12 protein-coding genes are annotated in these 13726 nt (G+C 46.1%); 9 read left to right on the top strand and 3 right to left on the bottom strand.

Annotated features, from left to right (window positions below; translation table 11 throughout):
- Positions 1 to 176: 176 nt before the first annotated feature.
- Genes glmM through AOA56_RS11105 form a run of 3 tightly spaced genes read left to right on the top strand, consistent with a single transcriptional unit; the run spans position 177 to position 2397 of the window.
- A complete protein-coding gene (glmM, locus tag AOA56_RS11110; protein WP_024733395.1) occupies positions 177 to 1523 on the top strand; it encodes a phosphoglucosamine mutase in 1347 nt (448 codons plus the stop codon).
- A 35-nt stretch (positions 1524 to 1558) separates the two neighbouring features.
- Positions 1559 to 1720 carry a hypothetical protein gene (locus tag AOA56_RS15920; protein ID WP_155200560.1) on the top strand — a complete coding sequence of 54 codons (162 nt, stop codon included), beginning with the start codon at positions 1559 to 1561 and terminating at the stop codon, positions 1718 to 1720.
- A gap of 26 nt (positions 1721 to 1746) precedes the next feature.
- Positions 1747 to 2397, top strand: coding sequence for a flavin reductase family protein (locus AOA56_RS11105; protein WP_051411921.1), 651 nt, complete (start codon positions 1747 to 1749; stop codon positions 2395 to 2397).
- Positions 2398 to 2643: 246 nt separating this feature from the next.
- Here AOA56_RS11105 and AOA56_RS11100 read toward each other — a convergent pair whose 3' ends face one another.
- Positions 2644 to 3498: an AraC family transcriptional regulator gene (locus AOA56_RS11100; protein ID WP_024733392.1), complete on the bottom strand. Its 855-nt coding sequence runs from the start codon at positions 3496 to 3498 to the stop codon at positions 2644 to 2646.
- A gap of 174 nt (positions 3499 to 3672) precedes the next feature.
- Here AOA56_RS11100 and AOA56_RS11095 point away from each other — a divergent pair, with 174 nt between their 5' ends.
- Genes AOA56_RS11095 through AOA56_RS11075 form a run of 5 tightly spaced genes read left to right on the top strand, consistent with a single transcriptional unit; the run spans position 3673 to position 10766 of the window.
- The gene (locus AOA56_RS11095) at positions 3673 to 4959 is read left to right on the top strand and encodes an ABC transporter substrate-binding protein (protein WP_024733391.1); all 1287 of its coding nucleotides are present in this window, start codon (positions 3673 to 3675) and stop codon (positions 4957 to 4959) included.
- 24 nt (positions 4960 to 4983) lie between these two features.
- Positions 4984 to 5856 carry a carbohydrate ABC transporter permease gene (locus tag AOA56_RS11090; protein WP_053769664.1) on the top strand — a complete coding sequence of 291 codons (873 nt, stop codon included), beginning with the start codon at positions 4984 to 4986 and terminating at the stop codon, positions 5854 to 5856.
- Complete coding sequence (locus AOA56_RS11085) at positions 5856 to 6698, top strand: carbohydrate ABC transporter permease (protein ID WP_048620434.1); 843 nt, start codon at positions 5856 to 5858, stop codon at positions 6696 to 6698. Before AOA56_RS11090 ends, AOA56_RS11085 begins: the two co-directional genes overlap by 1 nt.
- 23 nt (positions 6699 to 6721) lie before the next feature.
- Positions 6722 to 8908 (top strand): alpha-galactosidase, encoded by a 2187-nt coding sequence (locus tag AOA56_RS11080; RefSeq protein WP_024733389.1) that lies wholly within the window; start codon positions 6722 to 6724, stop codon positions 8906 to 8908.
- 58 nt (positions 8909 to 8966) lie between these two features.
- On the top strand, positions 8967 to 10766 hold the full coding sequence (locus AOA56_RS11075) for an amylosucrase (RefSeq protein WP_053769681.1): 1800 nt from the start codon (positions 8967 to 8969) through the stop codon (positions 10764 to 10766).
- Positions 10767 to 10851: 85 nt separating this feature from the next.
- Here the strand turns inward: AOA56_RS11075 and AOA56_RS11070 are convergent, their stop codons facing one another.
- Positions 10852 to 11598 (bottom strand): SDR family NAD(P)-dependent oxidoreductase, encoded by a 747-nt coding sequence (locus tag AOA56_RS11070; RefSeq protein ID WP_053769663.1) that lies wholly within the window; start codon positions 11596 to 11598, stop codon positions 10852 to 10854.
- Between the two features lie 178 nt (positions 11599 to 11776).
- Between AOA56_RS11070 and AOA56_RS11065 the strand changes: the two genes are divergently transcribed.
- Positions 11777 to 12361: an HD domain-containing protein gene (locus AOA56_RS11065; protein ID WP_024733386.1), complete on the top strand. Its 585-nt coding sequence runs from the start codon at positions 11777 to 11779 to the stop codon at positions 12359 to 12361.
- Here the strand turns inward: AOA56_RS11065 and AOA56_RS11060 are convergent.
- On the bottom strand, positions 12358 to 13716 hold the full coding sequence (locus AOA56_RS11060; RefSeq protein ID WP_053769662.1) for an MATE family efflux transporter: 1359 nt from the start codon (positions 13714 to 13716) through the stop codon (positions 12358 to 12360). The two genes, AOA56_RS11065 and AOA56_RS11060, sit on opposite strands and share 4 nt — an antisense overlap.
- Positions 13717 to 13726: the final 10 nt, after the last annotated feature.

Below are 13726 nucleotides of genomic sequence, written 5' to 3'. Positions count from 1 at the left end.
CTGAATAGCTACAAATTTGATAAGTAACGTAAAATCCCAAGAATGAGAATATGAGTTTGGAAGGAACACATAAAATAGTTGCAAAACCAGATCAGGACGGATATAATAGAACAGATGAAACGATTGTGCAAAAAAATCGGCAGATAAAACAAATTTAATAAAGGAGTATGAAAAATATGGGTAAATATTTTGGAACGGACGGATTCAGGGGAGAAGCCAACATCGGGCTGACAGTAGAACATGCTTTTAAAGTGGGAAGATATCTCGGATGGTATTTCGGGCAGGAGCACAAGGCACGGATTGTCATCGGAAAAGATACGAGAAGAAGCAGTTATATGTTTGAGTATGCGCTGGCAGCAGGACTAACAGCTTCCGGTGCGGATGCCTATCTGCTTCATGTGACGACGACGCCGAGTGTTTCCTATGTGACGAGTACAGAAGATTTTGACTGCGGAATTATGATTTCAGCCAGCCACAACCCGTTCTATGACAACGGTATCAAGCTGATCAACGGCAAAGGATATAAGATGGAAGCAGAAGTCGAAAACCAGATCGAAGCCTATATCGATGGTGAGAAAAAAGAGATTCCGCTGGCAACAAGAGACGGGATCGGACGTACGATCGACTATGCGGCCGGAAGAAACCGTTACATCGGACACCTGATTTCGGTGGCTACCCGTTCTTTTAAAGATATGAAGATTGGCCTGGACTGTGCCAACGGAAGCGCATTTGCCATTGCAAAGAGTGTCTTTGACGCACTTGGTGCGAAGACCTATGTAATCAATAACAATCCGGACGGGACGAATATCAATACGGCTTGCGGTTCCACCCATATGGAAGGACTGATGGCTCACGTCAAGGAGAAACACTTGGATGTGGGATTTGCTTTTGACGGAGATGCGGATCGGTGTTTGGCAGTAGACGAGAACGGCAATCTCATTGACGGCGACTTGATTTTGTACATCTGCGGTAAGTACCTGATGGAACAGGGCAGATTAAATGGAAATACCATCGTGACGACGATCATGTCCAATCTGGGGCTGTATAAGGCGTGTGATAAGATCGGAATGAACTATGAGAAGACGAAAGTCGGAGATAAATACGTCTTTGAAAATATGATGAACAATGGTTATGTGCTCGGGGGAGAGCAGTCCGGCCACATCATTTTCAGCAAGTACGCAAAAACCGGGGACGGTATCCTGACATCCTTGATGCTGATGGAAGTCATTCTGGAGAAGAAGATGAGCCTTGGAAAGCTTGCGGAGGAAGTGAGAATTTATCCGCAGCTTCTGCAGAATGTAAGGGTGGCGGACAAAAAGACAGCCAGAGAGAATCCCAAGGTCGTGAAAGCCATCGAACATGTTGCGGAAGAGCTTGGCGAGGACGGACGGATTCTCGTACGGGAGAGCGGTACTGAGCCAGTGATACGTGTGATGGTAGAGGCGTCTGACGACGAGCTATGTGTGAAATACGTGAAAGAAGTTGTGGATGTGATGAGTCGGGAAGGGCTTGTCATCGAATAAACACGAGGGAAGCAGGATGAAATAAAAGAAAAGTAATGGAGGATTGGAAAGATAAAAAGACGTGGGAGGAGCTCCTACGTCTTTTTGCTGGAGCCGGGTATGGTATTCAGCTTGCTGATGGAAGTCCAGTCATGGGTATTCAGCATGTAGTGCAGAGAATCGCCAGTATCCATGCTCCTGGGATTGTGGTAAAATGAAAAAAATAAGATTTGTGGAGGTAAATATGAAAAAACAATACAGCAAATTGCCTGAATCGATGAAGAATATGGAAATGTATGGATTTCATTGGATGGAGTTCGTTGTTTCCGTTCCTTCTCCTCTCTACATTATTACTTCATATAAAAACAATGGACAACCAAACGCCTGTATGCAGTCTTGGACAACATTCACAGGAGGAAAAAACGGCTACTTTGCCATTGTTTCCGCGGTCAGCAAATACGGGCATTTATATCAAACGCTCCATGAAGCAGGGGACGCTGTCATTAATTTTATGTCTGCCGATTTGTATGATAAGTGCATGTCAAGCTGTAAGAATAATGGTTTTGAGATAGATGAGATTAAAACCGCCGGGTTAACTTCGGTTAAAGCGGAAATGGTAAATGCTCCTCTGATTGACGAGTGCTTTATGAATCTGGAGTGTCGTTTCAGGTGGGAAAGAGAAATTGTTGAGGGTGACGATTATGTTTTGGTATGCCTCGAAATCGTCTGTGTCCATATAGATGAAAGTCATATAGACGAGGGCGATTTAGGAAGAACAGGAGAAACGGGAATTCTATATAACATCCATCATCCTATTAATCCAGAAAATTTTAAAGGAACAGCCCATGATTACGTCGGTACCGTCAAGAAGATACGGGATTATACCGAGTATTAAGAGCTGTGGTTTTTATACAAGCAATACAAAAATATCTTTTCACTATCTAGTTCTCGAAAAACACTGTTTTTCAAGGTTTCATGCCCGTTTTCAATTCAATCCCTATCTGTTTGCCCTTGTTTTTGTTCCTACGAGCCGAAACAAGGGCAATTCCTCATTTTATAGCGTGGATACTGAGCATTTGCTGAGGATGTCCGAAAATTGTCCCACTCGCTTTACTGGTGGGAGCGAGGTGATTTTTCGCATTTAATTTCTGGCAACCTGGTTTTCGTTGCGCCAGGTACGGGGTGAAAGTCCGTATACCTTCTTAAATGCCCGGGAAAAGTGCAGCGGATTGCTGTAGCCAACGGCATTTGCGATATCCTGGATGGAAAATTGGGTCATCTTCAAAAGCTCCGCCGCCTTGATCATCCGGTAGTGGATGAGGAATTCCTGGGGTGTCTGACCCAATGCCTGACGGAAAATAGTGCCGAAGTAACTACGGTTAAGGCCGCACTGTGCGGCAATGTCCTCTACAGAGATATCGTTCTGAAAGTTTTGCTCGATGAACGCCAGCGCCTCTCGCATATAGAAATCCTGAATTTTCCCGTTCTTTCCGACCCGAAACGGTGCCATGGAGCGGGTGAGATAATCAAGGAAGAGAAATCCGTGCCCTAAAATATGCAGAGGGGATTCCTTGGGATGGTGGACGATGTAGAGCATTTCTTCCATCATCTTTTCTCTTAATTCTTTAGAGCGAGAGTGGTAGACCGGATGCTCGGGGGAAAGGCCCGCAAGCTCGACGGACTCTTTGACTCTTAGTCCGTCAAATTCAATCCAGACATATTCCCAAGGGAGTTCCATGTCAGCCCAGTAGGAGCAGACTTGCTGGGGAAACATCATAAAGCCTTCTCCGCTTTTAATATGATACTCGGTGGAGCTGCCTTTTGCGTTTTGGGCAGAGAATACTCCGGTACCTGAAATGACATAATGAAATAGATAATGATCTTTCGCTACAGGACCAAAAGTATGTGCCGGAAAGCATTGCTCCCACCCGGATTGATATAGCGCAAGATCGATAAAATTTTCAAGCGGAAAGACGGAAAATAAGTAGTTATCCATAAAAGCAATACCTCTCTTTTTTGTATTATATACCAAAATGCAAGATGACTTCAATTATATTTAGAAAATCAAGCATTTGGGTATAAAACCAGGATTATCAAGGTATTTTTGCAAGCATATTGCTATGTTATAATAAAAATATCTTAGAGACAAAGACAAGAAAGGAGAAAAATGATGAGAAAGGGGAAAAAGGTAATCGGTGCTGCTCTGGCCGGATGTATGACAGCGTCTATGTTCCTCACTGCGTGCGGAGATGGAAATGAAAAGAGTGGGAAGACAGAAATCGAGATTTTGCAGTACAAACCGGAAGCGGCAACCTATTTTGACCAGGTGGAAGAGAAATTCAATGCAACACACGACGATATCCATCTGACCATTGATTCGCCAAACGATGCTTCTACCATTATGAGGACAAGGTTTATCCGGGAGGACTATCCGGATATTATCGGAATTGGCGGGGATATCAATTATTCTTATTATGTGGATGCCGGAATTCTGGCGGATGTTTCCGACAGTGAAGTGATGGGGGAAATTAAGGATTCTTACAAAGATATTCTGGAAGCACTGGAAATTGTTCCAACGGAAGGAACGTTTGGCATCCCTTATGTAGCGAATGCAGCAGGGATACTTTATAACAGGGATATGTTTGAAGAACATGGATGGGAGATCCCGAATACGTGGGATGAGTTGATGACATTGTGCAATGATATTCAGTCCGAAGGGATTCTTCCATTCTATTTCGGGTTCAAGGATACTTGGACATGTCTGGCGCCGTGGAACTCTATGGCAGTTGCATTGGCACCGCCGGATCTGTGTAAGCAGGTGAATAAAGGCGATGCAAACTTTACGGATTCGTACCGTGAAGTCGCGGAAAAATATTTGGAACTTTTAAACTATGGACCGGAAGATCCGTTTGCCTACGGATATAATGACGCCTGCACCGCATTTGCCAACGGGGAATCTGCAATGTATCCAATCGGAAGCTACGCTGTACCTCAGATCTTATCTGTGAATCCGGATATGAATATTGATTCTTTCGTTACACCGGCCAGTGATACGAAGGAAGGGAATACATTGAACTCCGGTGTCGACCTGATGTTTGCTGTGACGGCGGATTGTGAAAATAAAGAGGCAGCATATGAGGTACTTGAATTTCTCTATGAAGATGAGAATATCCAGGCATACATTGATGACCAAAATGCGATCCCTTGTAAAGAAGGAGATTTTGATCTGGCTTCCCAACTGGACGGTATGACGGAGTATATCGAAGCGGGTAATATGACAGATTATCAGGATCACTATTATCCGTCTGAGATGGCGGTGGATGCACAGATCCAGACTTTCCTGATCAATAAAGATGTGGATGCGTTTCTGAAGAAATTCGACAGTGACTGGACAAGATACAACCGTGATATTATACGGGAAGTGCAGGAGTATGAGGAAGAAAACGGGGACGCCTAAGTTTAAGGAAAGGAGAGCAAAAACATGAGAAAAATGAACGATAGAAATCGTACCTTTCTGTTGATCACGATACCGATTCTGGCACTGTTTATCTGCTTTAACACGGTTCCGCTCATCAGAGGTGTGTACTACAGTTTTACGAACTTTAAAGGATTTGGAGACTACGATATGGTAGGTCTTCGGAATTACACGGATCTTTTCACCGACGCAAGAGTCGGCAAATCCTACTGGTTTACATTTCGTCTTGCCATTTGTGCTACGATCATTACCAATGTCATCAGTCTGATTCTTGCACTTGGGCTCAATAGCAAGATTAAAGGTAAGAGTTTTTTCAGAGCGGCTTACTTCCTTCCGAATGTATTGGGAGCGCTGGTAGTCGGTTACATCTTCAACTATTTCTTTACATACATCCTTCCGGAATTCGGAAAGACGATAGGAAGCGGAGCATTGAGTGGAAGTATGCTTTCCAATGAAAAGACAGCATGGATTGGGGTAGTGGTTGTCTGTGCATGGCAGTCTATTGCAATGAATACGATTATTTATATCTCCGGTCTTCAGACCGTGCCGGAAGATGTTTATGAGGCGGGATCTCTCGACGGGGCGACAGGATGGAAGAAATTTAAACTCCTGACTTTCCCTCTGATTATACCATTTTTTACAATCAATATGGTTCTCTGTGTAAAAAACTTCCTCATGGTATTCGACCAGATCATGGCACTGACAAAAGGAGGACCTGCACAGAGTACCGAGTCCATCTCCTACCTGATCTACAATAATGGTATGGCTGGAGGACAGTTCGGATTCCAGAGTGCGAACGCGGTGATCTTCTTTATTGTGATCGTGGCGATTTCCGTAGCGCAGATGAGCTTTTCATCACGGAAGGAGGAGCAGTTATAATGAAAGTAAAAGCAGAACACAAAACAAATTGGACCGTAATGATCCTTTTGATCCTTGGACTGATTACGATTGCGTTCCCTCTTTATATGACGATCGTGATCGCGTTCAAACAGCCAAGCGAGATGACCAACAGCATTTCCGGTATCTTATCTTTACCGGAAAGCTTCAGTCTCAGCAATTTCAAAGAAGCGATGAAGGTAACGGACTTCTGGAATTCCCTGAGAAACAGTTTGCTGATTTCCGTGCTGACTGTGGTACTTTCCATTGTGATCCATTCCCTGATGGGATACGCGGTGGGAAGAAATAAAGCGCACAGTAAGTTTTACAATTTTGTTTATCTGTTTATTGTAAGCGGTATGTTTGTGCCGTTTGCGATCCTGATGATGCCGCTTGCAAAGCAGACGGCTGAGATGGGACTTGGAAACTGGGTTGGCGTTATTATTCTTTATGTGGTATTCTATATGCCGATGAATGTTTTACTGTATTCCGGATATCTCACTAATATTCCGATTGCGTTGGAAGAGGCGGCGCGGGTGGACGGCGCAAGTACATGGAGAACATACTGGAAAGTGATCTTTCCCATTATGAAACCGATGCATGCGACGGTTGCGGTTATCACAGCTCTTTCCGTATGGAACGACGTAATGACACCGCTTGTCATCATGGCCGGGACAGGACAGAATACCCTGCCGTTGGCACAGCTCAATTTCCAGACACAGTTTGGAACCAATTATAACCTGGCGTTTGCATCGTACTTGTTGGCCCTCATTCCGATTGTGATTTTCTACGTGATCTGTCAGAAACAGATCTTAAATGGAGTAGTAAACGGTGCGGTAAAATAAAAGACGGTACAAGGAGAGTAAATATGGGAATTGAATTTGAAAATGAGAAAAGAATTTTTACATTACAGACAGACCACACGACATATCAGTTTCAGGCAGACGCATATGGATTTCTGCTGCATCTATATTATGGGAAGACGGTCTACGGGGGAATGGATTATCTGCTGACCTATTATGACAGAGGATTTTCCGCCAATCCGTATGATGCGAACCAGGACAGAACCTATTCCATGGATGCGCTGCCACAAGAATTCCCGACAAGCGGAACCGGAGATTTCCGCAGTCCGGCTCTTACCGTGAAAAACAGTGACGGCACGTATAGCTGTGATCTGCGCTATAAGAGCCATCGGATTATAAATGGGAAATATTCTCTTCCGGGTCTGCCGGCGGTCTATGCCACAGAAGACGAAGCACAGACACTGGAAATCCTGATGGAGGACGCTGTGACAAAAGTGCAGGCAGTGCTTTTGTACGGCGTTCTGCCGAAATACGACATTATTACACGTAGCGTGAAAATCATCAATCAGGGCGAAGAAAAGATTCATATCAGCAAGGCAGCGTCTGCCTGCCTGGACTTTGTAAGTGGAGATTATGATCTGATCAGCTTTTACGGGCGCCACGCGATGGAGAGGAATTTCCAGAGGGTACCGTTAAGCCACGGGAAACAGATTCTGCGAAGCAGAAGAGGAACATCCAGTCACCAGTACAATCCGGCAATGATTTTGGCGGAAAAAGACACGACAGAGGAATCCGGAAACTGCTATGCAATGGTCTTTGTATACAGTGGCTGCTTCAAAGCGGAAGCTGAAAAAGATCAGTTTAATCAGTCAAGAGCACTGATGGGCCTTGCCTCGGAATTATTTTCTTATCCAGTTGGGCCGGGGGAGAGCTTCCTGATTCCGGAGACAGTTTTGACTTATTCCGCAGAGGGGATGTCACAGCTTTCCCAAAATCTGCATCGGTGTTTCCGTAATCATCTGTGCAGAGGAAAATTTAAAAATGAAGTACGTCCCGTTCTCGTCAACAGTTGGGAGGCAGATTATTTTAATTTTACGGGGGAGAGCCTGTTAAAGCTTGGAAGGGAAGCCGCGAAACTTGGCATTGAAATGCTTGTGCTGGACGACGGATGGTTTGGGGAGAGAAACGATGACAATACAAGTCTTGGAGACTGGGTAGTCAATGAGAAGAAGCTGGGATGTACTATGGGAGAACTGATCGGAAAGATCAACGATCTGGGATTAAAATTCGGACTGTGGATTGAGCCGGAGATGGTCTCCGAGGATAGTGATCTTTACCGGGAACATCCAGACTGGGCACTGCAGATTCCGAAGCGTCATCCGGTCCGGGGAAGAAACCAGCTTGTGCTGGACTTCTCCAGGAAAGAGATTCGGGATCATGTATTCGATCAGATTTGTTCGGTGCTCGATCAGGGGAAAGTTGATTATATCAAGTGGGATATGAACCGCAGTATTTCCGATATTTATTCTTCTGAGACGAAAGAGCAGGGAAAGGTTCTTTATGATTATGTTCTGGGCGTCTATGATTTCCTGGAGCGGCTTCTGAAGCGGTACCCAGATACACTGATTGAAGGATGCAGCGGTGGCGGCGGACGGTTTGACGCGGGAATGTTATACTATACCCCTCAGATCTGGTGCAGTGATAATACGGATGCAATCGACCGGATCGAGATACAGTATGGTACATCCTTTATTTATCCGGCATCTTGTGTGGGCTCTCATGTGTCTGCTGTGCCAAACCACCAGACCGGAAGGGTGACTTCACTGAACACGAGAGGTGTCGTAGCTATGGCGGGAACATTCGGTTATGAGCTGAATCTGGGACTGTTAAGCGACAAGGAGAAAGAAGAAGTCAAAGATCAGGTAAAGAAGTTCAAGGCATATGCGCCGTTGATCCAGAATGGAGATTACTATCGATTGTCAGATCCGTTAAAAGACGAGTTGGGAGCATGGGCGTTTGTATCAGAGGACCGGTCTGAGGCGTTGGTAAATGTAGTTATGCTGAAACAGCATGGCAACATGACGGTGAACTATGTGAAAATGCGTGGATTGGTGCCGGAAGCATATTATAGGATTGACGGACATGACCGGCTCTACAGTGGAGCGGCACTGATGCAGGCTGGGCTTCCGGTGCCGATCGAGAGCGGAGAATATCTTGCATACCAGAAGTATCTGAGACGAGTAGAACAATAAAGGGGCTTTGAAAATCGTGGGAAGAGGAAAGAAAAGCGACATAGAATTTCAGATTCGTATGGAAAAGCATCAGGATGAATTGAAATGGCTCTATATGGAGCTCTACGGAAACGATTCCATGTATGCGGAACTGTGCGGCCAGATGTATGAATATTATAGGAACCGAAGTGCGGCTTTAAAGAAGCGTGACCGGGAGCGGGAACAACACCCGGGCTGGTACCGTAAGAAAGACATGCTTGGCATGATGCTTTATATCGATCATTTTGCCGGGAATCTGAAAGGGGTACAGAAAAAACTGGACTATATCAAGGAGAGTCATGCATCTTTCATTCATTTGATGCCGTTTCTCGATACTGTAAAGGGAAAATCTGACGGGGGATATGCTGTGGCGGATTTCCGCAAGGTTCGGGAAGATCTGGGAACGGTGGAAGATCTGGCGAAACTGGCAACAAAATGTCACGGAATGGGAATCGACCTTTGTATGGATTTTGTGATGAACCACACTTCCGAGGAGCATGAGTGGGCGGTGCGGGCGAGAAGAGGAGAAGGCGAATATATGAGCCGCTATTTCTTCTACGACAATCCGGATATTCCCAACCAGTTTGAGCGTACGGTTCCGCAGGTATTCCCGACGACGGCGCCGGGGAATTTTACCTGGATTCCGGAAATCGGACACTATGTGATGACGACATTTTATCCGTACCAGTGGGATTTGAACTATGGAAATCCTAGAGTGTTTAACGAGATGATGTACAATTTCCTGTTCTTCGCAAATCAGGGAATGGATATTATTCGTATTGATGCGGTTCCTTATATCTGGAAAGAGCTCGGTACATCCTGCCGGAACTTAAAACAGGTTCATACTATTGTCCGTATGATGAGGATGATCGGTGAAATTGTCTGTCCGGCAGTAGCACTTCTGGGTGAGGTTGTGATGGAACCGGAGAAAGTGCTGCCTTATTTTGGAACGGTAGAAAAGCCAGAGTGCCATATGCTATACAATGTCACAACCATGGCGACCACCTGGCACACCCTGGCGGTACACGATACGAGACTTCTCAAGAAGCAGCTTGATATTGTGAACAGTCTGCCAAAGCAATATACCTTTCTGAATTATCTGAGATGCCACGACGACATTGGCTGGGGTCTGGACTATGATACACTGAAATGGTGGGGAATGAAAGAAATTCCTCACAAACAATATTTGAACGATTACTTTACAGGTAAGTATCCGGGAAGCGTAAGTCGTGGGGAGCTCTACAACGACGATCCGGTGACAAAAGACGCCAGATTTTGCGGTACGACGGCATCCATGTGTGGGATTGAAAGCGCAGGGTTTGAGCAGGACGGTGCCAAAATGGAGAAGGCCATCCGAAAAGATCTGATGCTTCATGCCTATATGTTCATGCAGGCGGGGATTCCGATGATTTACAGCGGGGATGAGATCGGACAGGTGAATGACTACACATATAAAGAAGATCCGGATAAATGTTCAGACTCCAGATACATCCACAGAGGAGCTTTCAAGTGGGAACTTGCAGAAAACCGGAATGATAAAGATACGGTGGAAGGCCAGATTTTTGCGACACTGGATTATATGGAGAAACTAAGAGCGCAGGAAGATATTCTAGGTCCAGAAGCGGAAGTGAATACGTGGGAAACCGGGGATCAGGAAATTCTTTGTATGATCAGAAGATGGAATGGCCGGACATTGACCGGAATCTTTAACTTTGCTGACAGGTCAAAAGAATTTCGTCTTCCGCAAGAAGGACTACAAAGAGAACTCTTTAGCGGTGAAATAATTGAAGACGGCGTTATCACGCTGCCGGAATATGGATATGCGTGGTGCCTGAAGTAACTACAGAAATATAAAAAAGGGAAACCATGTTCCGATCAATAGAAGGAACAGGTTTCCTTTTCTAATATCTTTATGGCGGCAATTTCTATAAAAATCCGCCGTCAAATCCAATGATTTGTCCAGTCATATAAGAAGGCGCTTGAAGAACATGTAAGATCATCTGTGCGGCCTCTTCCGGTGCGGCGAAGCGGCCGGCAGGGATTTCGTCCTGGAGAGCGAGCCATTCGTCCGGATCGAGCATCTGGTTCATAGCGGTGTCGATGACTCCAAAAGCGATGGCGTTTACCTGGATGTTGCTTGGCGCAAGTTCTTTGGCCAGCGCCTGGGTAAGGCCGTGAATCCCCGCTTTGGAGGCGGAGTAAGCTGCTTCGCAGGATGCGCCGCTTCGTCCCCACATGGAAGAAATATTGAGGATTTTGCCCGTTTTTTTTGATACCATGTGCGGGATGGCTTCCCTGCAGCAGTAAAAAGCGGAGGAAAGATTGGTTGCGATCACCTGATTCCACTCGCTGTCCGTCATATCGCTTAACAGCCCGATATGGGAAATCCCGGCATTGTTAATGAGAATCTCCACACCTCCATCCACTTGTTCGGAGCGGGAGATCTGTGAGAACATATTCCGTACCTGCCCAGGATCGCCAACATTACCCGGACAAAGTTCACAGGAAGCACCAGGGAGACGCAAAATCTCTTTTTGTACTTCTTTTAAAGCATCCAGGTGATGGGCGCTGTTGAGAAACAGATGGAACCCATATCTGGCAAGTAAAAGAGCGGCTGCACGTCCGATCCCCCTGGACGCCCCGGTAATGAGGACGCCTTTCTTTTTCTTCATGGCAAAAACCTCCTACTTTCTACAAATCGAAAATACATTTCCGATGATTCGTTTCCATTCTTTTGACGTAAACTAGTATACGATAGAATCTCAATTTATGGAAGAAAAACCTTGATTTTATTTTTCAACGTGGTACGCTAAATCTGTAAATGTCAACAGAAGAAAGGAACGGAATATGATGATAGACCGGGCAATCGAATTTGCGACAAAGGCACATGAAGGACAGTTTCGGAAAGGGACGAAGCGTCCTTATATTGTTCATCCGATTGAGGTGGGGGACATCGTCTCTACGATGACGAAGGACGAGGAAGTGATCAGTGCGGCGATTCTTCACGATACGATTGAGGACTGCGAGGGAGTGACCAAAGAGCTGCTGGAGGCGTCTTTTTCAGAGCGGGTCGCATCGCTGGTGGCACAGGAAAGTGAGGACAAGTCCAGGTCGTGGATAGAGCGGAAAGGTTCAACGATAAAAAGAATTCGTTGTGCTCCTTATGAGGTACAGATGATCGGACTTGCGGACAAGCTGTCCAATATGCGGGATATTGACAGGGATTATCCGGTTGTCGGGGAGGAGCTTTGGAATCGGTTTCGGATGAAGGATAAAAAGATGATTGGATGGTATTATAAGGGCATCCAGGATGCGCTTCGGGAAGCGTTTTCCGAGGTTCCGGCTTATGAAGAGTACTGTCACCTGGTGGACAGGCATTTCGGAAGTGGGGAATCATCCGGGGCGAACAAGGGACCGGAGCTCATTTCCCTTTAGGAATGTGTATTCACTTTTATTCCCCGGAATGTCATCTTTTTGAAAGCGGCAGTCAGGACAATGCCTTTGCATATACTCGAGATTGTGATACTCCACCAGATACCGTTTAGTCCAAGCGGGGTGGAGATCAGAAGCAGGGCCATCGGAATCCGGGCAACGGTGAGAGAGGTGCTGACAATGGATGGAGGAAGGGTGCGTCCAAGCCCGGAAAATGCTCCGGCCGTTGTGATTTCCATGCACATGAAAAGCTGGGAAACGCCGAGGATACGCAGGTAATCTATGCCCATCGGGAGAACGGCGGCTTCTGGTATGAAAATCCGGAAGATCGGTGCCGGAAATACGATCAGTACGATGGTGCAAAAAAAGCCCCACAGCAGGACAACGATCATGGAACAGCGGTAACCCCGTTTTGCTCTGGTTTCGTTTCCGGCTCCGAAATTCTGCGCAATAAAAGAATTGACCGCTGCGGCAAAACCATCGGACGTCATCCAGGAGATGGACTCGATCTGGGAACCGACCTTTTGGACAGCCACGGCAGCGTCTCCAAAACTTGCTACCATCCGTGCGATTACCATGGAAATCCCGGTAAACATCATATTCTGAATAGAAGAAGGCAGGCCAATCTGAATCAATTCTTTCAGAATATCCGTCTGGGGACGGGTAAAAAAATGCAGATTCATAAAAATATCCGGTTCCCTGCGGATGGAAACGAGGAAGACCGCTGTGACAACGGATTGTGCAAATACAGTGGCAATGGCGGCTCCGGCCACATACATCTGTGGAAATGGCCCAATTCCGAAAATCAGGATAGGGTCAAGGATGATATTGATGACAAGTCCGATTGCTGTCGCGAGAAACGAGGTCCGGCTGTTTCCCATGGCAGTCAGAATTCCGGTAAATACCTGGTTCAAAAAGGAAAATATGACCAGTCCGCAGGTGATGGCGAGATATACTTCGGCATCCTGGATTACGGTTTTGGAATTCAGACGGAAGAATCCGATCAACGGACCTTGAAACAGCAGGCAGATAATTCCATAGAAAAGGCCGAAAAACAGCGAAAGCTGAATCGCGTTTCTGGCATAGCCACGTGCCTGTTCCGGCTCACCGGCTCCGAGGGCGTGGCCAACTTTCACTTGTCCGCCCATTTTTGCCAGGACGGCAATGCCATTGGCAAACCACATATACATTCCGGCAGCGCCCACCGATGCTACAGCGTTGCTGCCGATGCGGCCAATCCAGATCATGTCGGTCAGGTTGTACGCCATCTGGACAAGTGATGTAGCCATAATCGGCACAGCGAGCTTTGCAAGTGACGGAAACACCGGTCCGTTCAGCAAATCAATTTTTTGTCTCATATCCTGCTCC

The sequence above is a fragment of the Sellimonas intestinalis genome (assembly GCF_001280875.1).
Classification (GTDB): Bacteria; Bacillota; Clostridia; order Lachnospirales; family Lachnospiraceae; genus Sellimonas; species Sellimonas intestinalis.
The sequence above is the reverse complement of the archived record's forward strand: the minus strand, read 5'-3'. Positions and strand labels throughout refer to the sequence as shown.

What these genes read in the sequence shown, in the direction of transcription:
- glmM (WP_024733395.1), top strand. Translation starts at nt 177, where the DNA reads ATGGGTAAATATTTTGGAACGGACGGATTCAGGGGAGAAGCCAACATC.
- AOA56_RS15920 (WP_155200560.1), top strand. Translation starts at nt 1,559, where the DNA reads ATGGAGGATTGGAAAGATAAAAAGACGTGGGAGGAGCTCCTACGTCTT.
- AOA56_RS11105 (WP_051411921.1), top strand. Translation starts at nt 1,747, where the DNA reads ATGAAAAAACAATACAGCAAATTGCCTGAATCGATGAAGAATATGGAA.
- AOA56_RS11100 (WP_024733392.1), bottom strand. Translation starts at nt 3,498, where the DNA reads ATGGATAACTACTTATTTTCCGTCTTTCCGCTTGAAAATTTTATCGAT.
- AOA56_RS11095 (WP_024733391.1), top strand. Translation starts at nt 3,673, where the DNA reads ATGAGAAAGGGGAAAAAGGTAATCGGTGCTGCTCTGGCCGGATGTATG.
- AOA56_RS11090 (WP_053769664.1), top strand. Translation starts at nt 4,984, where the DNA reads ATGAGAAAAATGAACGATAGAAATCGTACCTTTCTGTTGATCACGATA.
- AOA56_RS11085 (WP_048620434.1), top strand. Translation starts at nt 5,856, where the DNA reads ATGAAAGTAAAAGCAGAACACAAAACAAATTGGACCGTAATGATCCTT.
- AOA56_RS11080 (WP_024733389.1), top strand. Translation starts at nt 6,722, where the DNA reads ATGGGAATTGAATTTGAAAATGAGAAAAGAATTTTTACATTACAGACA.
- AOA56_RS11075 (WP_053769681.1), top strand. Translation starts at nt 8,967, where the DNA reads ATGGAAAAGCATCAGGATGAATTGAAATGGCTCTATATGGAGCTCTAC.
- AOA56_RS11070 (WP_053769663.1), bottom strand. Translation starts at nt 11,598, where the DNA reads ATGAAGAAAAAGAAAGGCGTCCTCATTACCGGGGCGTCCAGGGGGATC.
- AOA56_RS11065 (WP_024733386.1), top strand. Translation starts at nt 11,777, where the DNA reads ATGATAGACCGGGCAATCGAATTTGCGACAAAGGCACATGAAGGACAG.
- AOA56_RS11060 (WP_053769662.1), bottom strand. Translation starts at nt 13,716, where the DNA reads ATGAGACAAAAAATTGATTTGCTGAACGGACCGGTGTTTCCGTCACTT.